General features: G+C 54.3%; 19 protein-coding genes. 7 read left to right on the top strand and 12 right to left on the bottom strand.

Annotated elements, in window-relative coordinates; genetic code table 11:
* Window positions 1-98 precede the first annotated feature (98 nt).
* The 4 genes from miaA to tsaE are packed head-to-tail and all read right to left on the bottom strand — an operon-like array spanning window position 99 to window position 4,793.
* Window positions 99-1,064: a tRNA (adenosine(37)-N6)-dimethylallyltransferase MiaA gene (gene miaA / locus REIFOR_RS04545; RefSeq protein ID WP_100256441.1), complete on the bottom strand. Its 966-nt coding sequence runs from the start codon at window positions 1,062-1,064 to the stop codon at window positions 99-101.
* Complete coding sequence (gene mutL, locus REIFOR_RS04540; RefSeq protein WP_227003761.1) at window positions 1,065-2,918, bottom strand: DNA mismatch repair endonuclease MutL; 1,854 nt, start codon at window positions 2,916-2,918, stop codon at window positions 1,065-1,067. It abuts the gene before it with no gap.
* 43 nt (window positions 2,919-2,961) lie between these two features.
* Entirely contained in the window at window positions 2,962-4,320 is a 1,359-nt protein-coding gene (locus REIFOR_RS04535) for an N-acetylmuramoyl-L-alanine amidase (protein WP_100256439.1), read from the bottom strand.
* Window positions 4,317-4,793, bottom strand: a complete 477-nt coding sequence (gene tsaE, locus REIFOR_RS04530) for a tRNA (adenosine(37)-N6)-threonylcarbamoyltransferase complex ATPase subunit type 1 TsaE (protein ID WP_227003760.1) — start codon at window positions 4,791-4,793, stop codon at window positions 4,317-4,319. Before tsaE ends, REIFOR_RS04535 begins: the two co-directional genes overlap by 4 nt.
* 73 nt (window positions 4,794-4,866) lie before the next feature.
* Between tsaE and queG the strand changes: the two genes are divergently transcribed.
* A complete protein-coding gene (queG, locus tag REIFOR_RS04525) occupies window positions 4,867-5,973 on the top strand; it encodes a tRNA epoxyqueuosine(34) reductase QueG (RefSeq protein WP_227003759.1) in 1,107 nt (368 codons plus the stop codon).
* Between the two features lie 45 nt (window positions 5,974-6,018).
* On the opposite strand, the gene REIFOR_RS04520 is transcribed toward queG, so the two are convergent.
* Entirely contained in the window at window positions 6,019-7,671 is a 1,653-nt protein-coding gene (locus REIFOR_RS04520) for an FAD-dependent oxidoreductase (protein WP_100256437.1), read from the bottom strand.
* A gap of 154 nt (window positions 7,672-7,825) precedes the next feature.
* The gene (locus REIFOR_RS04515) at window positions 7,826-8,422 is read right to left on the bottom strand and encodes an IMPACT family protein (RefSeq protein WP_100256436.1); all 597 of its coding nucleotides are present in this window, start codon (window positions 8,420-8,422) and stop codon (window positions 7,826-7,828) included.
* Between the two features lie 502 nt (window positions 8,423-8,924).
* Here REIFOR_RS04515 and REIFOR_RS04510 point away from each other — a divergent pair.
* Together REIFOR_RS04510 and REIFOR_RS04505 are read left to right on the top strand one after the other, a co-directional pair.
* Window positions 8,925-9,950 carry a BamA/TamA family outer membrane protein gene (locus tag REIFOR_RS04510; RefSeq protein ID WP_145980234.1) on the top strand — a complete coding sequence of 342 codons (1,026 nt, stop codon included), beginning with the start codon at window positions 8,925-8,927 and terminating at the stop codon, window positions 9,948-9,950.
* Window positions 9,950-10,828: an ion transporter gene (locus REIFOR_RS04505; protein WP_100256434.1), complete on the top strand. Its 879-nt coding sequence runs from the start codon at window positions 9,950-9,952 to the stop codon at window positions 10,826-10,828. Before REIFOR_RS04510 ends, REIFOR_RS04505 begins: the two co-directional genes overlap by 1 nt.
* A gap of 42 nt (window positions 10,829-10,870) precedes the next feature.
* On the opposite strand, the gene REIFOR_RS04500 is transcribed toward REIFOR_RS04505, so the two are convergent.
* From REIFOR_RS04500 to gpmI, 6 genes are all read right to left on the bottom strand, one after another.
* Window positions 10,871-11,650 carry a TatD family hydrolase gene (locus REIFOR_RS04500; RefSeq protein ID WP_100256433.1) on the bottom strand — a complete coding sequence of 260 codons (780 nt, stop codon included), beginning with the start codon at window positions 11,648-11,650 and terminating at the stop codon, window positions 10,871-10,873.
* The gene (locus tag REIFOR_RS04495; RefSeq protein ID WP_158524288.1) at window positions 11,637-12,257 is read right to left on the bottom strand and encodes a DUF2799 domain-containing protein; all 621 of its coding nucleotides are present in this window, start codon (window positions 12,255-12,257) and stop codon (window positions 11,637-11,639) included. The genes REIFOR_RS04500 and REIFOR_RS04495 overlap by 14 nt, the downstream gene beginning before the upstream one ends.
* 82 nt (window positions 12,258-12,339) lie before the next feature.
* Window positions 12,340-13,125, bottom strand: a complete 786-nt coding sequence (locus REIFOR_RS04490; RefSeq protein ID WP_100256431.1) for a divergent polysaccharide deacetylase family protein — start codon at window positions 13,123-13,125, stop codon at window positions 12,340-12,342.
* Window positions 13,115-14,401, bottom strand: coding sequence for a S41 family peptidase (locus REIFOR_RS04485; RefSeq protein ID WP_100256430.1), 1,287 nt, complete (start codon window positions 14,399-14,401; stop codon window positions 13,115-13,117). Before REIFOR_RS04485 ends, REIFOR_RS04490 begins: the two co-directional genes overlap by 11 nt.
* Window positions 14,402-14,452: 51 nt before the next feature.
* Window positions 14,453-15,601 carry a murein hydrolase activator EnvC family protein gene (locus REIFOR_RS04480; protein ID WP_145980232.1) on the bottom strand — a complete coding sequence of 383 codons (1,149 nt, stop codon included), beginning with the start codon at window positions 15,599-15,601 and terminating at the stop codon, window positions 14,453-14,455.
* A gap of 213 nt (window positions 15,602-15,814) precedes the next feature.
* A complete protein-coding gene (gene gpmI / locus REIFOR_RS04475) occupies window positions 15,815-17,359 on the bottom strand; it encodes a 2,3-bisphosphoglycerate-independent phosphoglycerate mutase (RefSeq protein ID WP_100256428.1) in 1,545 nt (514 codons plus the stop codon).
* Between the two features lie 259 nt (window positions 17,360-17,618).
* Here gpmI and REIFOR_RS04470 point away from each other — a divergent pair, with 259 nt between their 5' ends.
* From REIFOR_RS04470 to glnA, 4 genes are all read left to right on the top strand, one after another.
* Window positions 17,619-18,038: a rhodanese-like domain-containing protein gene (locus REIFOR_RS04470; RefSeq protein WP_100256427.1), complete on the top strand. Its 420-nt coding sequence runs from the start codon at window positions 17,619-17,621 to the stop codon at window positions 18,036-18,038.
* A gap of 21 nt (window positions 18,039-18,059) precedes the next feature.
* On the top strand, window positions 18,060-18,323 hold the full coding sequence (gene grxC / locus REIFOR_RS04465; RefSeq protein WP_100256426.1) for a glutaredoxin 3: 264 nt from the start codon (window positions 18,060-18,062) through the stop codon (window positions 18,321-18,323).
* An 82-nt stretch (window positions 18,324-18,405) separates the two neighbouring features.
* Entirely contained in the window at window positions 18,406-18,852 is a 447-nt protein-coding gene (secB, locus tag REIFOR_RS04460; protein ID WP_100256425.1) for a protein-export chaperone SecB, read from the top strand.
* Window positions 18,853-19,433: 581 nt separating this feature from the next.
* Window positions 19,434-20,837: a glutamate--ammonia ligase gene (glnA, locus tag REIFOR_RS04455; protein ID WP_100256424.1), complete on the top strand. Its 1,404-nt coding sequence runs from the start codon at window positions 19,434-19,436 to the stop codon at window positions 20,835-20,837.
* Window positions 20,838-20,923 lie beyond the last annotated feature (86 nt).

Raw genomic sequence — 20,923 nt, 5'->3', positions numbered from 1 at the left:
TTAATACCCCCGATATTAATAGTTAGCAAACAAGCTTGCTTGATCTCAGTTCGCCTAGATGGCCAGCCAAAATATGGTCAAATTCAACCACGGCGGCGTCACAGTTGCCCTAAGATCTGCTGGCAATAATCAACACTGCTCACTGCACTAGTGTCGAGCGCCTGCAACTCGGGCCAGCCGCGCAACCAGGTCAGCTGACGTTTGGCCAGTTGACGCGTCGCGATGATACCGCGCTCAATCATTTCATCGTAATCGATCAGGCCATCGAGGTAGTGCCACATCTGTCGATATCCGACACAGCGCATCGATGGCAGATCTAGATGCAGGTCACCTCGACTATAAAGCTCCCGGACTTCTTGCTCAAAGCCCTGTTCGAGCATCCAACGAAAGCGCTGTGCGATGCGCGCATGCAGAATGGCCCGGTCTTGCGGTATCACGCCATATTGCAGTAATCGATAAGGGAATTGCTCCGCCGCGCCGACGGCCAAATTACCCCGTCCGTCGTGGGTGCCTTCGGCCCAGAAGGCTGAAATGGGTCGGCCACTGACACGGAACACCTCCAGCGCACGCTGCACTCGCTGCGGATTCGCCAGATCGATGCGGGCGTGAGCCACCGGGTCAACCTGAGCCAATTGCGCGACGAGCCCGACCAAACCCTGGTCCGCCATCTGCTGTGCCAGTTCGCTGCGGATGCCCTGATCACCTTCCGGCAAGTCGGCCATCGGTTCGACCAATGATTTGAAATACAGCATGGTACCACCCGTCAATAGGGGTATTTTACCACGCTGACTGATCTCGGCCATTGTCGCGAGCGCAGCACGACGAAACTGCACCACCGAGTAGCTTTCAGCCGGGTCGCAAATATCGATCAAATGGTGCGGCGCGCGGACTAGGGTCTGCGCATCTGGCTTGGCCGTGCCAATATCCATGCTGCGATAGATTTGTGCCGAGTCTACCGAGATGATTTCACAGCTGCCCAGCTCTACTAGGGCAATCGCCAATTCGGTCTTGCCGGCAGCAGTCGGTCCCATTAGAAATAGAGCCGGTGGCCTATTGTCGATCATTTATCGTCCCCGCAAAAACAGCTTATCCAACTCGGTCATCGACAGCTGGGTCCAAGTCGGTCGGCCATGGTTGCATTGTCCGCTGCGTTCAGTACGTTCCATATCGCGCAGCAAGCCGTTCATCTCTGGAATGGTCAGCTTGCGGTTAGCCCGAATCGAACCGTGACAGGCCATGGTGGAGAGTATTTCATTGCGCTGGGCGAGGATGGCATCCGAGCTTTCATGGCTACTAAAGTCGGCTAGCACCGAGCGCACCAACGGCTCCACATCGGCCTGCTGCAGATAAACCGGTATTTGCCGCACTGTCAGGGCTTCCGGCCCGGAGCGTTGCAGCTCCAAGCCAAATGTTGCCAGCACCTCGGCAAACTCCTCGGCCGTATCGGCCTCACGATTGCTCACCGCCAACTTCAATGGCACCAACAAGGGCTGTGCTTGAATGCCCTGCTGATCGTATTGGTTCTTCATCCGTTCATAGGTAATGCGCTCATGGGCCGCATGCATATCAACTAGGATTAGCCCCTGTTCAGACTGGGCCAGTATAAACACGCCGTGCAGCTGGGCAATGGCAAAACCTAAGGGCGGGATGTCCACTTGGCTGGTCTGTGGCAGCGGCTGCTGTGCCTGCCAGCCGCGCTCGGTAACGAGATCGCTTGGGCGCTGCAACTGCTGATAAAAGGCGACCTGTTCGCCGGTGCTAAGGCTCGAGCTCGGCGTTGATGACATCGAATAGGGCGCAGAGCGGTCTGCCATATTCAGGCTGCGCTGACCGCCAAATTCACCGGCCTCGATACCGCTGGTAGTGGGCGTTAACTCAGGCGCAACCAGCGGCTCTGCGCCAAGTTGGGGGCGCACTTCGGCCAGGGCGCGGTGCAATTGCGAAAATAGGAAATCGTGGACCAAACGCTGATCGCGAAAGCGGACCTCGTGCTTGGTCGGGTGGACATTGACATCAACACCCAGGCTGTCGAGTTCTAGAAATAACACAAAACAGGGTTGGCGGCCGTGGAACAATACATCACGATAGGCTTGTTTGACGGCATGGGCGATCACCCGATCGCGCACCACTCTGCCGTTGACAAAGAAGTACTGCATATCGGCACTGGACCGGGAAAAGGTCGGCAACCCCACCCAGCCGGTCATCTTCAGGCCAGCCCGCTCGGTCTCGATCAGAATCGAGTTGAGCATAAAGTCAGGATTCAGCAGCGCCGCGATCCGGCGTTGCTGTTCGGTTATGGTCAGGGCCGGACGCAGCGCGTGGATGGTGCGATTGTTATGCCGCAATGAGAAACCGACGTCGAAGCGCGATAAAGCCTGGCGCTTGATGACCTCTTCCAAATGGCTGAATTCGGTCTTTTCAGTGCGTAAAAACTTGCGCCGAGCCGGAGTATTAAAGAACAGATCGCGCACCTCGACGGAGGTGCCATCGGTATGGGCGGCCGGGGTTACCTCAGTGAGCATATCCCGACCCTGGGACTGGACCTGCCAGGCATCGGCTTGGCTGGCCGGTTTACTGGTGAAGTTCAACCGCGATACGGACGCCACCGAGGCAAGGGCTTCACCCCGAAAGCCGAGCGATACCAAGGCCTCTAACTCATCGAGTGAGTAAACCTTGGATGTCGCATGACGCGCCAGCGCCAAGGACAGATCGGACTTGGCCACGCCCCGGCCATTATCCCGCACCCGGATCAACTTCAGGCCACCCTGCTCAACTTCGATATCGATCCGCGTCGCACCGGCATCGAGGCTGTTTTCAATCAGCTCCTTGACAACCGATGCCGGACGCTCGACCACCTCGCCCGCGGCGATCTGATTAGCCAAACGGGGCGATAATATTTCAATTGTGCGCTCCGCCATCAAGCCTGGCATCCTGTCGTATTAAGGTGTTGATTAACAGCCATTAGGAAGCCCCCGGCACTAACAGCACCTGCCCTACCCGTATGGAGTTACTTCTAAGGTTGTTCAAGCTGACTAAATTGGTCAGTGATATGCCATATCGCCCCGCGATACCCGATAAGGTATCACCCTTGGCAACGGTGTATCTGCGCGTCGCAGCCTGAAGGGTCTGCGACTGCTGCTTCTGCCACGCGATATAACTACTCTCCGGCGGCGTGCGCTGAAAGTAGGTTTGAATCCCGGCGCTGATCGCGCTGGCCATTTTCTTACGATAGGCCGCCGAGCCGAGGTTACGTTCTTCCCGCGGATTGCTGATGAAACCGGTTTCGATCAGGATGGATGGCACATCTGGGGCTCTTAGGACCACGAAATTGGCCTGTCCAATCTGAGTCCGGTCGCCGTGCAACTTGGCAAATTTGCCCATTTTATTGAGGACTATCGAACCGACACTGAGTGAGCTCTGCAAGGTGGTAGTCATTGACAGATCCACCAGCACCGATTTCAAGACCTCGTCCTTATCTTCCAGGCTGACTCCGTTAATCCCGCCGATCACATCGGCGGCATTCTCTTGATTGGCCAAATATTTGGCAACGGCACTGACCACCCCACCGTTTGACAGCGCATAGACCGAGGCGCCATGGGCCGAGGCCTTAGAATAGGCATCGGCGTGAATCGAGATAAACAGATCGGCATTCTTTTTCCGAGCCAGTTCACGGCGCTGCTTCAAGCCCACTATGTAGTCGCTGTCGCGCACTAAGATCGGCTGATACCCTTTTATGGCGGAGAGCTGCCGATACACTTCCTTGGCAATGGCCAGCACCACATCCTTCTCTCTCAATTTAGAGGGGCCGATGGCGCCGGGATCTTCTCCACCGTGACCGGCATCAATCACGACGACTATATCCCGGCGCTGATTGCTTATTTGGGCGATGGACTTGCTGACCACGGGTTCAATACGAGGTGTGATGGTTGGGGTCTGGAGCGTGGGTCGCTCCAGATCGAGCACTAGGCGATGGCCATACTGGTCGTTAGGCTTGAGGGCGAAACTTCTTGGCAGCATATTGGTCGACATATCCAAGACGATACGGATGTCATTGGCGTTGCGCGTTGCGCTGCGGATTTGGGTGACGCCACTACCGGTAAGATCCAGCTCGGCAAAGTCGGTGCTCAGGCCGGCACCTTCGATATCGAGCACGATACGAAAGGGGTTCTTTAAGACCAGAATCGAGTGGTCAATAGGGGTATCGAGATCAAAGACCAACCGAGTATTGTCAGGCGCCGGCCAAATACGCACGCCATGCACGGTCGCAGCAAAAACCGGACCGGACAAGACCAGTAATAAAACCAGCAACCTTTGCTTCAAGCTTGTATCTCCATTAATTGTTGTAGGGCCAGCAACTGGCTGGCACCTTTGGCACTGTTCGTGTGCAGTCGGATCAGGCGTTCTTCAGGCAAGCCCGGAGCCTCGCTCAGAGTCACCTCCAGGTCTGCCGCGGGCAAACAGCCCCGGCCCTGGTCCGGCCATTCGATAAGCCACAAATTAGTGCTGGCATCGTAATCGCGAATACCAATAAATTCCAACTCCTCCGGTTCAGCCAGGCGATAGAGATCGAAATGAATGGCGCGCACGGTCAGCAAGTCATACTCTTCTACCAAATTGTAGGTCGGGCTCTTGACTCGCCCAGCCCAGCCCAGCCCCTGAATCACGGCTCGACACAGGGTCGTTTTACCCATGCCCAAGGTTCCGTGCAGATAGATAACGCTGCCGGCCTGACATACCTGGGCCAATTGTTGACCAAAACGGAGCATTTGAGCTTCTGTTATTTGAATTTTCACGGTTTAACTTCTTTCTTAATCCAAGACGAACCCGTCAGAGTGTATCATTAGTCCCGATGGATGTGACTGAACGATGATGAATTTACCGATGGCGGTACCTGTGGACCTTATTGCAACAACAACTGAACTCAGCCTGGCGGAGAAAATTCGAGCCCTAGGAGCCCCGCTTGGCTTTCAAGCGATGCGCTTCTGCGCGCCCGACACCCGCGCGCATGGCGAACATCTGCAGCAATGGCTGGACGCCGGCTATCATGGCGAGATGGACTGGTTAACGCGCAATTCCGACAAACGTTTACGCGGCGATCTACTGCAACCGGGCACCAAGACGGTCATTGCAGTGCGCATGGACTATTTGCCGGCCAATCACCACAGCATGGCCGTGCTCGACTCACCGGAGCTGGCTTATGTCGCGCGCTATGCGCTGGGCCGAGACTATCATAAGGTCCTGCGCAAGCGCCTAGTGCAATTGGCCCAACAGATCACCGAATTAGCCGGCAGTCATGGCTATCGCCCCTTTGTCGACAGCGCCCCGGTAATGGAACGCCAGCTGGCCGAACAGGCTGGACTGGGCTGGACTGGGAAAAACACCCTATTGCTGGCGCCAGGCGTCGGCAGTTGGTTTTTCCTTGGCGAGCTCTTTACCGACTTAGACCTGCCCTTTGATCCGCCCTTGGAACAGGGTCATTGCGGCAGCTGCAATCAGTGCTTGGTCGATTGCCCAACCGATGCCTTTGTTGCGCCGGGGGTATTGGACGCGCGCAAGTGCATCAGCTACTTAACCATCGAATACGACGGCTCCATCCCGGTCGATTTACGCGCAAAGATGGGCAACCGCATCTATGGTTGCGATGACTGCCAGCTGGTTTGCCCCCATAACAACAAGGCCGATACCACGCAGGAGGCCGACTTTACGCCGCGCCATTCGCTGGAGAAAATCTCTCTGATGGAGGCTTTTAGTTGGACCGAGGTGGAATTTCTGCACAACACCGAGGGCAGTCCAATTCGCCGTATCGGCTATGCCCAATGGCAGCGCAATATCGCCGTGGCACTGGGTAATGCCCCGGCGTCGCCAGAGTTGATCGCCACCTTAGAGCGCGCCAAAGGGCGGGTATCGGCCCTGGTAGACGAGCACATCGACTGGGCCTTGGTTCAATTACAGTCAGCCGTTGTGGCCGATTAATCCTTTTGTCCGAGCATGCCGATCACCTCTATAGTAGGTATCGCGCTAGATGCCGATCCGCTTCACCATCTGGTAGGTGGTGAACCCCCCAGTTAAATTACGTACCTGGTAGCCCAGGTTGTTCAGTAAGCGGTAGGCGACATAACCGCGCAAGCCAACGGCGCAAAAGACCACCAGCGGACGATCCTTGGGCAGCCGGTAGAGGTTGGCTCGGAGCAGATTGACTGGAATGTTCAGGGCCTCATCAATGGTTCCGAGAACGCCGATTTCAGCGGGACTGCGCACGTCGATAAGCAGTGCATCATCGACCCGGGCACTGATCTGTTCGGCCTGACAAATCTGATGTTCACCGCGCAGCACATTACTGGCGACAAAGCCGGCCTGATTGATAATGTCTTTGGCAGAACCAAAGGGCGGGGCATAACAAAGTTCAAGTTCTTCTAGGTCAAACACCGTCATCTGAGCGCGCAGCGCCGTGGCCAATACATCGATGCGCTTATCGACGCCCTTTGGACCGATGGCTTGGGCTCCCAACAGGCGACCATCGCTTGGATCGAACAACAGCTTCAGATTGACCTGGGTGGCACCGGGGTAATAACCGGCATGATCGCTGGCGTGGACATAGATTTTCTCGAACGGGATGCCTTGCCCGCGGAGCAACTTTTCACTGGCACCGGTTGACGCTGCTGCCAGATCAAAGACCTTACAGATACCAGTGCCAAGGGTGTTCTTATATTCAGCCGGGTGGCCAAATATATTATCGGCCACAATACGGCCCTGTCGATTGGCCGGGCCCGCCAGCGGTATTTGTGCCGCCAGGCCGGTAACATAGTCTTTGACCTCAATGGCGTCCCCGACCGCCCAGATATGCTCAACGCTGGTGTGCATATGCCGATCGACTTGGATACCGCCACGCGCACCGATGGCCAGATTGGCCAACTCGGCCAACTGATTTTCCGGCCGTACGCCGATCGCCATAATCACCAGGTCGGTTACCAATGGTTTACCCGCCTTAAGGGTCAGTTGCAGGCGGCCGTCGACTTCGGCGATCTCCTGCAGGGCGTCGTTGAGCTGCAGGCGCACCCCATGGCGACGCATCTCCTGATGCAGAGGCACCGCCATTTCCGGATCGATTGGCGGCATTAGTTGATTCGACATCTCCACCAGGGTGGTTTCAATACCCCGATGAATCAAGGCTTCGGCCATCTCGATGCCAATATAACCGCCCCCGACGACGACCGCCGAACGGGGCGCGTCAATATTGATCTTACGGATAATACGATCCATATCGGGAATATTGCGCAGCGTAAAAACGGCACTCAAATCGACCCCTGAAATGGCTGGCACAATCGGTCTTGCACCGGGGGATAGGACCAGTTCGTCATAGCGCTCATTGTATTCTCGCCCGCCATCCAGTTCCCGGACCCGCACGGTTTGGGCCGCCGAGTCGATACCGATCACGTCACAGTTGATGCGAATGTCGAGCTTAAAGCGTGCCTTCATCGATTCAGGCGTCTGCACCAAGAGGGCACTGCGATCTTGGATCTCACCGCCAATATGGTAGGGCAGGCCACAGTTGGCAAAGGAGATAAAACTGTCGCGTTCAAACACTATAATTTCAGCCGTCTCGCTAATTCGCCGCGCTCGAGCCGCGGCAGAAGCACCACCGGCCACCCCGCCTACTATTACCAGTTTCATCGTTGTGATACTCCAAAAAGTCAGATTAGCATTATCTAATACTAGACCAGGCTGTTAGATGATTCACATCAAGGAGTTGGCTTTCGCACGCAGGGAAATGAACTGTGGCACGGATGAGTGACCGCTGCGGGCCGAATGGCCTCACCCAGCGCCCTTAGCCCGCCACCTGCACGATGAACTCTGAATTGCCGGGCGCCGTGGCCTGAAGGGCTGACACCAGATCGGTTTTGATCGAGTCTGCTACCTGCAGGCTGGCACTGACCGCTTGGCCATACTGGACCTCCAGCAGCGCCACCTGGTAGGTCTCGCAAACCCGTCGAATCTGACTCTCTAGGGCAAAGGGGCAGCGGATTAGAATCGACCACTGACGTTCTACCGCTTGGTATTCTGCCTGTTCTAAGGCTTTGGCGACGGCACCGCCGTAGGCGCGCGACAACCCACCCGCGCCCAGCTTGATGCCACCAAAGTAGCGCACCACGATGGCCATCACACTCACCAGGCCCTTATGATTGAGCACATTCACCATGGGTTTGGCCGCCGTGCCCGACGGCTCCCCGTCATCGCTCATGCCGCTGGTACCGGGCACGGAAAACACAAAGCAGATATGCCGCGCGCCCGGGTGCGCGCTTCGGCAAGCCGCCAGCCGGGCTTTGGCGGCTTCGGCGTCAGCCACCGGTTCAACCCAAGCGAGAAAGCGACTTTTTTTAATTTCCAACTCATAAAATACCGGTTTTTTTAGACTAACGGCCATGACACCCTATCCATTCTCTGGGCCTGTTGGCGTCTTGCCATGAGCCTCAACTAAACCACCACGAACGGTCGTTACGGATCCATTGAAAACCCCTGTTATCGCCGAAACAGCTCGAATACGCCCTATCGCTCTGCAGCAAGCGACCCGCCCCACCCAATTGATCAAGCCCGCCTAAGCCTTTAACCAGGCCACCGCCCAGGTTGGAGTTATTCAAATCGATCATATAAACCCTATATCGTCGTCCCAAGCCTATACTTGTAGGTTGCCGCATCCCTGCGCCAATAGCCACCGTCAGCTTGGACGACTCAGGCGGTAATGGGGCGAACCACCCGCTAGCTGATGGCCGATGCCTTGAGTGGACGCCAATCTTAACGCCCCGACCGCCCACAATCGACCATTGACCGGCAATAGGTGCTGGGGTAGCGTGATCGGCTGACAATTAAATATGGAACAGACTGCGCCTATGAACATCAACCGGCTGACCCTTGGATTAGTGTTACTAGTGGCTGTCGAATCCGTTGCCGCGCCTTTAAAACCGGCCACCTGGGTACCCTTACCCGCTGTCGGCTCCTCGCCGGAAACCGGTTTCCAGTATGGTGCCTATGTGATGCGTATTTTTGCCCAGCAAACACCTACGGTACCCCAGAATCGATTAGAGGCTTTGCTCCAGGGCACCACCGAAGGACAATACCAGGCCTATATTTGGCCGAGCGTATATGTCTCCGACGGCGCTTGGAACATCAGCGGCAAGCTGGGCGGTAAATATTGGCCCAGCGACTATTACGGCCAGGCCAACCAAACGCCCGATGCGGGCGATAGCTATGCCGACAGCGCGCTGGAAAGTTCTGTCTCGGCGACCCGAAAGGTGACCGACACATTCTACCTGGGTGCCAGCCTATTGGCCGAATTTCACCGCATCGATGCCCTTATCGACCCGTCGCAGGCCGACCTATTGGATGCCTCGGTTGCCGGTCAGAGCGGCGGTCTCTATACCGGCTTGGGAATCTCTGGCCGGATCGACAGCCGCGATAATACCGACTGGTCCACCAGTGGTCAGCTTTGGTCGAGCCGCTTGGATCTGTACAGTGAAGCATTGGGCAGTGACGTCGGTTTTTATCTGGCCCAGGTCAGTGCCGCGCACTTTATCACCCTGGGTGCCGACGTCTTAGCCGTTCGAGCTCATGGCCAGTTGGCCAGCGCCAAGACACCCTTCACCCATCTACCCAAGCCGACCGGGGACCGCACCTTACGAGGCGCCAATGGCAATCGTTGGATCGATTTCACAGCCCTGGGCGGCCAGTTGGAATGGCGCAAGACATTGGGGCCTAAATGGGCCGGTGTGGCCTTTTTCGATAGCATTCAGGTTGCGCCCAGCTTGGCCGAACTCCAGGTAAGTGAATTTCACTCCAGCGTCGGTCTAGGACTCCGTTTTGCAACGACCCCCGATCGTTTCAACGTTCGGCTCGATATCGGCTTAGTGGATGCCCAAGAGCTTAACTTTGCGATCACTGTTGGGGAGGCCTTCTGATGGCCCGTGGCAACTTCAATCGGTTTCATATTATTCAGTCCGAGTCTGCCGACAGCCCACTGGCTCCCTGGCAGCTGAAATTAAATGACATTATCTTTGGCGCCGAATCCCGCGCCGGAAAGCTGTTCGATGTGGCCCTGATCATGGCCATCGGACTCAGTGTGCTGGCGGTTATGCTGGAAAGCGTCACGGCGGTTCGGATCAGCTATCAAGGCTTGCTCAACTTTATCGAATGGACCTTTACCCTAGCCTTTACCGTCGAATATCTACTGCGCTTATCCTGTGTGCGACATCCGCTAAAATACGCCTTCAGCTTTTATGGTATCGTCGATCTGTTATCCATTATCCCAACCTATTTAACCATTCTGATTCCCGGCGCCAATACCTTTTTGGTTATTCGCATCCTGCGAATTTTACGGGTCTTCCGTGTCCTTAAACTGTTCAGTTACATGCATGAGGCCGAACAACTGGTCTGGGCCATGCGTTCAAGTAAACGCAAGATTCTGGTCTTCCTCTACTTTGTCAGCACGTTGGTGGTGGTCTTTGGCGCTATTATGTACCTGGTGGAAGGCCCAGAAAATGGCTTCACCTCGATCCCCAAAAGTATCTATTGGGCAATCGTCACCCTAACCACGGTGGGCTATGGCGATGTTGCGCCGGCGACTGCATTAGGCCAATTAATTGCCTCGGCAACGATGATTACCGGTTATGCCATTATCGCCGTACCGACCGGCATCTACACGGCCGAACTGACTCAGGCGATGCGCACCCAACGGGACGCGCGCGGGTGCATCGGTTGCGGTATCACCGGTCATGAGATTGATGCTGAATATTGTCGTGTCTGCGGCGACGCCCTCCCCGCTCCTGAGGAGCTCTAGGATCCCCACAGAATGGATCAAGCGGTCAGTGCCCCAGTGTGACTAATGGTCGGCCGGCAGACGAAACAGACGCTGAGTGTTGCCTCGGGTCGCGTGCTGCAGTTGCGCTAAGCTGATCTGTTTAATCTCGGCTACACATTGGGCTACCGACAAGATTTGCAGCAACGGATTAGCGGCCGAATGGCTGTTGCCAAAAGGGGCATCGGTTTCTAACAGCATTTGACTCAGCGGGACCTGCGCCAGAGCGGCCCGGGTTTTGGGTGATTTTAGGATCAACGGCCCAATGCCCAGATGAAAGCCTAGCTCGATATACTGCTGCGCCAGCTCCGCACTGCCGATAAAGGCGTGCACGACGCCATCCTCGATGGCCAGACGGCGCAGGGTATCGATCACTTGCTGATGGGCTTTGACGCTGTGCACGATCACCGGTAAACGATGCGCTTTGGCGATCATCAGTTGGGCTTCGAACAGCCGTTGCTGCAGCGCCCTATGGGGTCGAGGTTGGCTTTGATTGGAGTAAAAATCGAGACCAATTTCACCGATGGCGACCACCTCATGCTGCTGAAGGGCAACAATTAACTGGCCGATCTGGTCCTCATTCGGGTCAACAAACCAAGGGTGGGTGCCCAAGGCGATCGCACAGTGGGCAGATTGCCATGCGATCACATCTGACCATTGTTGCGGTGCCGTACCTGGGACAATAAAATATTCGATCTGCGCCTGCTTGGCCTCCTTAAGCTGAGCCGGCGCAGTCGCCAATTCATTCAGATGACAGTGACTGTCGATCCAGCCACTATCCGAATATCGCCTAGAAGTAGGCATACTTTTCTTCAAGCACACGCAATTGGGCTTGGGCCTGCGCAAGATCGACCAACAATTGCCTATTACGCTGCTCCAAACCGCCCAAATCTTGCTGCATGCTGCTTAACTCGCCATCCAGCCGGTAACGATCCTCGACCGAGGTTTCGGCGGCAAACATGACCTGTTTTTTGCTAATAATCTCTTGCTCTAGGGCACTCATTTTCGCTTCATTCTGGCGCTGTTCGGATTCGGCACTGCGGATGGCCGAGGTCACCGCGTAAATCTGCCGCCCGGCATCGTAACCATCGAGAAAGCGCCCTTCCAGTGACGGCGGACAGATGCCGGCGTATTGATAGCCGTTCTTACCTTGCGCGAAGCCATTTTGCGCGGTGCAAAAACGAATAACCCCTTCTTCATGACCATCCAGATAGGCACGAAAATCAGGCGAAATGCCGTGTTTGGCGCAGGCTTCACGATGCGACCCGATACGGGTGTCAGGAAAACCGCGCGCACCGTCCTCATAGCCGATCTGATACCAGTTGGCGGTAAGGCATTCATTCTTGTTGAGGGTTGCACAGCCTGACAAGACTAGAGCACTCATCAAGAAGATAACCAGCAGCTGTTTCATAGCGTTTTCCTTATGCGATCGTTTGTTCAGTTGCGCCAGACTATAGCGCCCTATACTGAACATCAAATGAATTGGGTACAGCTTAAAGCCCTTGCGGGAAATTCCTCAGGGGGCGTGCCACTTTATCAGCGTAGTTGAGCACCGCAGATAAGGGTAATAGCAGCTCCAGGTCACTCGGGTCGAGCTGCAGATTGTTCAAAAAGCGCAGGGTCTCAGGATAGGGGTGACCGATCACCGTAACCGTTTCGCCCTGACGCGCCTTGGTCAGCGCCAAGTGCCACTGCTGCGCGATGAAATCCTCGGTTCGGTAATGATCCAAAAAAATGTTGCGCATGGACCAAGGCAGTTGGTACTGCGCCGCGACCTGGTAGGCGATGGTGGTCGACACCGTCCGACTGTCGAAAAAATAAAAGCCCACCTGTTTGAGCATTGCCATCACCCAACCCATGGCCTCGCGATCTTGCGTTAAGCGGCTGCCCATATGGTTCGATAAACCCACCGCATGCGGCACCCCCGCTAGGGCTGTGTGCAAATTCTCTGTCAGGGTAGCCTTGCCGTCTACGCGATTCAAACCTAAAGGTCCTAAGGGGAAGTCGGTCTCGTTGGACATCGGCATATGGATAATAATTTCTTTACCCTGCGCAAAGGCATATTGGGCCAACTCTTCGGTAAAAGGCCGACCCGGCATGATCGCCACGGTGGTGACCCATGGGCTATCTATGACCGACCGGCCCGCGCGGCGCTGATTACCCAAATCGTCAATAACCAGAACAATTTTCCCTTGGGCCGACACAAAAACGGCGCTGCTCGAAAGCAGCACCGTCAACATTAGCTGGACCAGTAGAAAACGCAACGAACTATTTGGCATTCAGAATGGCTATGCCCTTGAGTACCGTCACAGCCTGAAACAACTGATAATCCTCACTCGGTTCGACTGTGGATTTTTCGTCCCCGTCGACATCGGCTTCGCTATCAGGATTGACCAGCGCACCGGCCAAATCGGATTCCTTGTAAAAGCCCTCGCTGTCATTGAGCGTCAACTTACCCTGCTTAACCTCTATGTCCGGCACTATGCCTTGACCCTGAATGGACCGGCCGTTGGGCGTGTAGTAACGGGCGGTGGTCAGCTTCAACGCATGATCCTTATCGAGCGGTAAAATCGTTTGCACTGAGCCCTTGCCAAAAGACTGAGTGCCCATGACTAAACCTCGACCGTGATCTTGCAACGCACCGGCGACAATCTCAGAGGCTGAAGCAGAGCCACCATTGATCAAGACCACCATCGTGACACCCTTACTCGGATCTTTCTTGCGCGCCACAAATCGGCTATCGGAATTCGCGATACGGCCTTCGGTGTAGACAATGAGTCCATCGGTGATCAGATTGTCGACCACATCAACCGATGCCTGCAAAACGCCGCCCGGATTGTTGCGTAAATCCAGTACAAAGCCCTGCAACTTATCATCAGCTTCGGCATGTAATTGATTCAATGCATCTTCAAAGTCCGGGCCGGTCCGCTCCTGAAACTGAGAGATGCGAATATAGCCAAAGCCCGGTTCCAGCATGCGATGACGGACACTGGTCACCTTAATCACTGCGCGGGTAATTTCGATCTCCAACGGACCCGTTTCGCCTGAACGAACCACCTTCAATACCAAGGAGGTACCAGGTTTGCCGCGCATTAGGCCAACCGCATCGTTAATGGTCATACCCTTTACCGGGGCATCATCTATCTGTGTAATCAGATCGCCCGATTGCATTCCGGCGCGATACGCAGGGGTATCGTCTATTGGGGCCACCACCTTAATAAAGCCCGAGGTGTCGAGGGTGATTTCAATACCCAGACCGCCAAACTCACCCGAGGTGCTCTCACGCAGATCTTTAAAGTCATCCGGCGTCAAATAGTCTGAGTGGGGATCTAAGGCGGTTAACATACCTTCGATGGCGGACTCTAAGAGCTGCTCGTCGGTCACCTCTTCAACATAGGACTGTTTTATACGCTCCAACACTTGCGACATCAGGCGAATTTCATCGATCGGCAACTGGCTTTCATCATCGGCCTGAACCACCGTCGCAATACCCACGGCAAAACCAATAACTAGTGCCGTCGATGCTGCCAACAACGGATTACGAATAAGTCTCATAAGAGTTCCTTCAACATCAGTATTTTCAATTTGTGTATTCAAGGTTAAGGCCTACCTTTTCTGCAACCAGTTCGCCGGATTTTGTGGCTCCCCGTCTTTTCGGACTTCAAAGTACAGACCGCTTTCATTATAGCCCCCAGACTGCCCGACGGCTGCGATCACATCGCCAGCTTCAACCCAACTGCCGACATCGCGCAATAGAGCTTGATTCCGGCCATAGAGTGTCCAGATGCCAGCGCCATGATCGACGATCATCAACAGTCCATTGGCTTTGAAAAAATCAGCAAAGACCACTCGGCCACGCTGAACGGCGAGCACATCGGTGCCCAATGGGGCCGCAATTAACCACCCTTGCCAGGTCAGCACGCTGCCATCAAACGATTGGCCATAAGCGTTCTTTAAACGACCCGACACGGGCCATGGCAGTTCACCTTTAGGGTTCGTGCGCCCTTCCAAATCGGGAAATTCCAGACCCAAACTGGCCAGCTTGGATTGCAATTGATCGATTAGCTCGGTCATTTTCGCAAGTTCTTTTTCTTTGCGAGCAATGTTGCCAATGGTGTTTTCGGCCTCGCTGTTAATCGCAGCGATGGCCAGAGTGCGTTTGTTTTGCTGACTTTTGAGTTTACGGCTTTGTTCAACCAAGCGCTCTTTATTTTCTTCCATCTCTATCAGCAATTGAGCTTCGGTGCGCAGGGTCGTCGCTAACAGGTTCTGCTCCTCGACCCATTTTGCTACCTGCTGCTGTTGATTATCGGTCAGCACGGAAAAGTAATACAGATGCCGAGCAACGTCTTCGGGACGCTGCTTCGACAATAGCAGTTTAATCAGTGGCTGATTGTTTTGCTTGTAAGCAAGGCGTAAAACAGCCGATATCTGATCTTTTTGGGTCGCCAACTGCGCCTGCAACTCACTTTTTTGTTCACCGAGCCGGGCTATGGCTGCCTTTTGGGTAGCCACTGTTTGATTCAAGACGAGACTTTTTTGTTGTAAGTCGGCCATTTCTCGCTCAACCTCTTGGAGCGCCTGCCGAGCACTGGATACGTCCTGCTGCTGCCCGGCCAGTGTGGTCTCCAGTGCCTTTAACGCTTTACTGACCGCTTGCAGTGCGGCCTGGTTTTGCGCCAAGTCGTCAGCTCTTAGGTGTCCACCTAGCAACGCGGCTGCGATCAACAGAGGCAAAATAAAGGAACGAAGCAATGACTGGGCATCCACAAAAAGGTTTTGGCGATCTTAACAGGTGCGTCGCGACCTGTCGCCAGCACGCGCGGGTTCGATTTCATCGTCGGTCCTGAGCCCGGCCCAGAGCGATCTAACTAATCGGCTTGCGGTTGGCCCAGGCCAGTATTAAAACCAAACTGGAGAGCAAAAAAAAACCCGCCTTAGGCGGGTTAAACAGCGGTCAGCCGTTGGCTAAACAATCAGATTCCGCCCGGTCATTTCAACCGGCACGGCAATCTTCAATATTGTCAACAGGGTCGGTGCTATATCGGCTAGCGCGCCAGCCTGCAATTGGACGCCCTGGGCCTGATTGGAGACATAGATCAGGGGCACTGGAAAGATCGTATGGCTGGTCACTGGGCCACCGGTGACGGGGTCGACCATCAGCTCAACATTGCCGTGATCGGCGGTAATCAACAGATCCGCATCAGCCGCCAATGCGGCTTGGCTTACGGCAGCTAAGGCCGTATCCAGTGCTTCAACGGCCTTGATGGCGGCAGCCATCTTGCCGGTATGGCCAACCATATCGCCATTGGCGTAGTTACAAACGATCAGGTCGTATTGCTTTGAAGCAATGGCCGCAACAAGTTTCTCAGTGACCTCTGGGGCACTCATTTCAGGCTGCAAATCATAGGTAGCAACCTTCGGCGACGGAATCAACGTGCGCGTTTCGCCCTCAAACTCGCTCTCCTGCCCCCCGCTAAAGAAGAAAGTTACATGGGCATATTTTTCGGTTTCGGCGATGCGCAGCTGCTTGCCACCCTGTTTCTGGATAACTTCCCCCAGGGTGTTGGTCAGGTTTTCTGGTAAGTAAGCAACATCGCAGTCTATATCGGCGGCATATTCAGTCAAAGATACAAAGGCACTGAGCTTGGGCATTCGGCTACGATCTAGATCGGACTGCAAGTTTTGATCGATCAGCGCTCGGGTCAACTCACGGGATCGATCGGGCCGGAAATTCATAAAGACCACGGCATCACCGTCGTTGATGGTAATGGCCTGGGTATTATCGGCGCGAATCGAGGCCGACGGGCAAAACTCATCGTCCTTACCCTGATCGTAGGCGGCATGCAAGGCGTCCATAGGTGTGGCCGCGACTATGTCGGCCGTACCGGAAACCAATAGGTCGTAGGCGGCTTGCACCCGTTCCCAACGATTATCCCGATCCATCGCGTAATAACGACCGATCATTGACACGATGCCACCAACGCCCAGTTTTTCCAACTTCGCTTCCAAGCGCTCTATTGACGCCAAGGCACTGCGCGGGGGCGTATCGCGACCATCTAAGAAGGCATGGACATAGACCTGATCGGCCCCGCGTTGCACCGCTAAATCGACCATGGCATGAAAGTGATCATCGTGCGCGTGCACGCCGCCTGGACTTAGAAGGCCCATCAGGTGCACCGCCTTGTTGCCCTCAACGGCAGCATCGACAGCCTTAATAAGCTTCTCGTTGACAAAAAAATCACCATCACTGATGGCCTTGGTTACTCGAGTCAGGGACTGATAAACGGTACGACCGGCGCCCAGATTCATATGACCAACTTCGGAATTACCCATCTGACCCTCGGGCAAGCCCACCGCCATGCCAGATGTTTGGATCAGGGTGTGTGGAAATGTAGACCACAAGCGATCCCAAACCGGCATATTGGCCTGCTCAATGGCATTTGATGTCGATGTCTCGCTGTAGCCAAAACCATCTAGAATAAGCAGAATCGCCGTTTTACCCTTAGCCATCTTTAGTGCCTCGCGTTAAAATGTAGGAAAATTACAAATTATACAGTGTAATGATCCAATGCCAAAGTTCGAGCTGAAATTAGATTTACCGCTGCTTTTTCCGACCGAAAGTTGATCTACCTATCGATCCGGAGGATTCTCCAGCCAAAAGTGACTTGAGTAAGACTTGAATTGACTCATTTTGCATCCAATTGGTTACCATTGGATAAGGTGGTGTATACTGCCGCCTCTTTTTTAGTCGACAATCAGAGATCGAGCCATGTTAGAGCAATTTTTTGAATTCATCATAAACCATTGGCAACTCAGCTCAGTCTGGTTGATTTTATTTTTCCTTCTGATCAAGACCGAAGGCGCGCGCGGTGGCGCTGCGGTGTCGCCATCACAGATGACGCAGATGATTAATAATGAAAATGCCAAGGTGATTGATATCCGCAGTAAGGATGAGTTTCGCGCCGGCCATTTGCCCAACGCCTTACATATACCCGCAAAGGATGTGCTCAAGCGCATCAATGAACTGGAGTCTTTTAAAGACACGCCGGTCATCCTGATATGTAAAACGGGCACCACCGCTGGCGCGAGCGGCGCCATCCTAGCCAAGGCAGGATTCAATAAGTTGCACAAGCTGCGCGGTGGAATTTTGGAGTGGCAAGGCAGTAATTTGCCACTGGTTAAAGACTAATTTGTTACGGGTCGAGCTGTTATGAAACCTACTGTACGCATATATTCGTCGAACTGGTGCCCCTTTTGTGTACAAGCCAAGCGCTTGTTAGATCGCAAGGGTGTGAGTTACCAAGAACTGATTGTCGATGGTGATCCGTCGCTGCGGACCAAGATGATGCAAGAGAGTGGTCGCACCAGCGTGCCACAAATCTGGATCAACGAAGACCATATTGGCGGTTGCGACGAACTCTATAGCCTCGACCGCTCGGCACAACTGGATAGCCTACTGGGTTTAGACCGCTAGTAGGGTTGTCCCTGCGCAAGCCCTCTAAATGTTCTCCCCAGGCTAATGAACTGAAGCATCCTATAACATTTACGGAGTCAACATGACTGAACAACAGCAACCCCAATTCGGTGTCCAACGTTTGTATTTGAAAGACGTATCTTTTGAAAGCCCCAATGCACCGGGTATCTTTCGCAAGGAGTGGAAGCCACAGATCAAACTGGATCTGAATACCCAAACTCGTCAACTCGACACCGATGTCTATGAGGTGGTCCTTACTCTGACGGTGTCGGCAAAAATCGAAGAAGAAACAGCCTTTTTATGTGAAGTGCAACAGGCCGGTATTTTTTCAATCGGCGGTTTTCCCGATGAGACCCGTGATCAGATGTTAGGTGCCTACTGCCCCAACATTCTCTTCCCCTATGCTCGAGAAGCAGTCGACGCTGCCGTTGTCAAAGGTAGCTTCCCTGCCCTGATGTTGGCACCGGTCAACTTTGATGCCCTCTATCAGCAGAAGCAGGCCACTAACGAGACCGCTACGACCAACTAGTGCGTTCGCCGTGCAGTTACTGGCCTCGGTAACTGCATTATAATACCGAGGGTTCTCCGGCCTTAGCCCAGAGCATCGCCCTACCCGCCTCCAGCGCCATTGATCTGAATGGTTTCAATCCGCCTGTTGAACGGCTTGCCACTCCCGTGATATTTTTCAATAGTGCCGTACATTGAACTTTAGCGACCCTTGGGGACGCGAATTCGATGTGGGAAATTGGTGTTGTTAGAGGGGTTGGCGGAAAAACCCGGGCCTCAACTTCGTTGCACACTTCTCTGTCATGGCCCGGCCGGACGGTATATCATCTAGGTGTTTAGAGTCGCAGTGGAAAATGCACCAAAAAGGCGCGCTTTCGGATCCTGGCCAATGCAGCCGCACTCTTATAGTGCCGAGCTTGGTCTATCCCTTCTAAACGAGCACCAGGCAAAGCCGCCGAGGTGATATTCGATCGCCGGCATAACTTTTGCCTGGTTAGCTGTACTGCTAATACTTACAATTAAAATAAGCGCGATCTTTTCTTGTGAGACCACTTTTTACATCGCTCAACTCATTGAGCGCCTTTTAAACGATGGAGACGACCAATGTCGCTTACGCTTTCGCTAATCAAAGAATCTGAAGCCCGCTGGATAGACCTGCGTTTTACGGACACCAAAGGCAAGGAACAACACGTATCTATACCTTCCTCAGAAGTGAATGATGACTTTTTTCAAGAGGGCAAGATGTTCGACGGCTCGTCAATTGGCGGCTGGAAAGGCATCAACGAATCCGACATGATCTTGATGCCCGATGATTCTGCCTCGGTGCTCGATCCCTTTACCGAAGACGCGACCATCATTGTTCGCTGCAACATCGTTGAACCTTCCACCGGCGAAGGCTATAACCGGGACCCACGTTCAATCGCCTTGCGCGGTGAAGCCTATTTAGCCTCCACCGGTCTCGGCGACACCGCCTTGTTCGGCCCAGAGCCTGAGTTTTTCGTCTTCGATGACGTCAAATGGGGTTCTAATATTTCCGGTTCGTTTTACAAAATCGATTCCGATGAAGCCGCCTGGTCTTCTGAGCGGGTCTTCAAAGACGGTAATATGGGTCATCGGCCCGGTATCAAGGGCGGTTATTTCCCAGTACCACCGGTCGATAGCCTGCATGAAATTCGCGCGCAGATGTGCGATGCCATGGAGTCTATGGGCTTGGTCATCGAGGTGCACCATCACGAAGTAGGCACCGCCGGTCAGTGTGAGATTGGCGTTGGTGCCAACACCCTGACCAAAAAAGCCGATGAGGTCCAAATTCTTAAGTATTGCGTCCATAACGTGGCCCATGCCTATGGCAAGACGGCAACCTTTATGCCCAAGCCACTGGTCGGTGACAATGGTTCGGGCATGCATGTCCATATGTCCTATTCAAAAGACGGCGTCAATCAGTTTGCCGGCGATGACTATGCCGGCCTGTCTGAGACGGCACTGTTTTACATCGGCGGCATCATCAAGCATGCCCGTTCGCTCAATGCCTTCGCCAACGCCTCGACGAACTCATACAAGCGCCTGGTACCCGGTTTCGAAGCACCGGTCATGCTCGCCTATTCGGCGCGTAACCGTTCCGCGTCGATTCGCATTCCGTATGTCACCAGCCCCAAGGGCAAGCGCATCGAGGTCCGCTTTGGCGACCCAACGGCGAACCCATACCTGATGTTCACCGCCTTTCTGATGGCCGGCCTAGACGGTGTACTCAATAAGATGCATCCGGGCGATCCTGCCGATAAGGACCTCTATGACCTGCCACCGGAAGAAGCTGCCGCCTACCCGACCGTCTGCAACAGCCTGGAACAGGCGTTGAAGGCATTGGATACCGACCGTGACTATCTGAAAGCTGGTGGCGTATTTGATGACGACACCATCGATGCTTATATTAAACTGAAGATGGAAGACGTCGTGCGTCTGGATATGACGACTCACCCGGTCGAGTTCGATCTTTACTATTCGATCTAATCGGAGTCTACGCGAGCTAACGCCCTGCCTTGGCAGGGCTTTTTTTTGCCCTAAACAAAGCGCTGGGCGGTTCTATCTGATGGCTG

This window comes from Reinekea forsetii (genome assembly GCF_002795845.1).
GTDB classification, from domain to species: Bacteria; Pseudomonadota; Gammaproteobacteria; order Pseudomonadales; family Natronospirillaceae; genus Reinekea; species Reinekea forsetii.
This window is presented reverse-complemented; position numbering and strand designations above follow the sequence as displayed.

What these genes read in the sequence shown, in the direction of transcription:
- secB (WP_100256425.1), top strand. Translation starts at nt 18,406, where the DNA reads ATGACTGAACAACAGCAACCCCAATTCGGTGTCCAACGTTTGTATTTG.
- REIFOR_RS04495 (WP_158524288.1), bottom strand. Translation starts at nt 12,257, where the DNA reads ATGAAACAGCTGCTGGTTATCTTCTTGATGAGTGCTCTAGTCTTGTCA.
- glnA (WP_100256424.1), top strand. Translation starts at nt 19,434, where the DNA reads ATGTCGCTTACGCTTTCGCTAATCAAAGAATCTGAAGCCCGCTGGATA.
- REIFOR_RS04505 (WP_100256434.1), top strand. Translation starts at nt 9,950, where the DNA reads ATGGCCCGTGGCAACTTCAATCGGTTTCATATTATTCAGTCCGAGTCT.
- REIFOR_RS04515 (WP_100256436.1), bottom strand. Translation starts at nt 8,422, where the DNA reads ATGGCCGTTAGTCTAAAAAAACCGGTATTTTATGAGTTGGAAATTAAA.
- REIFOR_RS04500 (WP_100256433.1), bottom strand. Translation starts at nt 11,650, where the DNA reads ATGCCTACTTCTAGGCGATATTCGGATAGTGGCTGGATCGACAGTCAC.
- REIFOR_RS04470 (WP_100256427.1), top strand. Translation starts at nt 17,619, where the DNA reads ATGTTAGAGCAATTTTTTGAATTCATCATAAACCATTGGCAACTCAGC.
- grxC (WP_100256426.1), top strand. Translation starts at nt 18,060, where the DNA reads ATGAAACCTACTGTACGCATATATTCGTCGAACTGGTGCCCCTTTTGT.
- mutL (WP_227003761.1), bottom strand. Translation starts at nt 2,918, where the DNA reads ATGGCGGAGCGCACAATTGAAATATTATCGCCCCGTTTGGCTAATCAG.
- REIFOR_RS04485 (WP_100256430.1), bottom strand. Translation starts at nt 14,401, where the DNA reads ATGAGACTTATTCGTAATCCGTTGTTGGCAGCATCGACGGCACTAGTT.
- miaA (WP_100256441.1), bottom strand. Translation starts at nt 1,064, where the DNA reads ATGATCGACAATAGGCCACCGGCTCTATTTCTAATGGGACCGACTGCT.
- queG (WP_227003759.1), top strand. Translation starts at nt 4,867, where the DNA reads ATGATGAATTTACCGATGGCGGTACCTGTGGACCTTATTGCAACAACA.
- REIFOR_RS04490 (WP_100256431.1), bottom strand. Translation starts at nt 13,125, where the DNA reads ATGCCAAATAGTTCGTTGCGTTTTCTACTGGTCCAGCTAATGTTGACG.
- REIFOR_RS04520 (WP_100256437.1), bottom strand. Translation starts at nt 7,671, where the DNA reads ATGAAACTGGTAATAGTAGGCGGGGTGGCCGGTGGTGCTTCTGCCGCG.
- gpmI (WP_100256428.1), bottom strand. Translation starts at nt 17,359, where the DNA reads ATGGCTAAGGGTAAAACGGCGATTCTGCTTATTCTAGATGGTTTTGGC.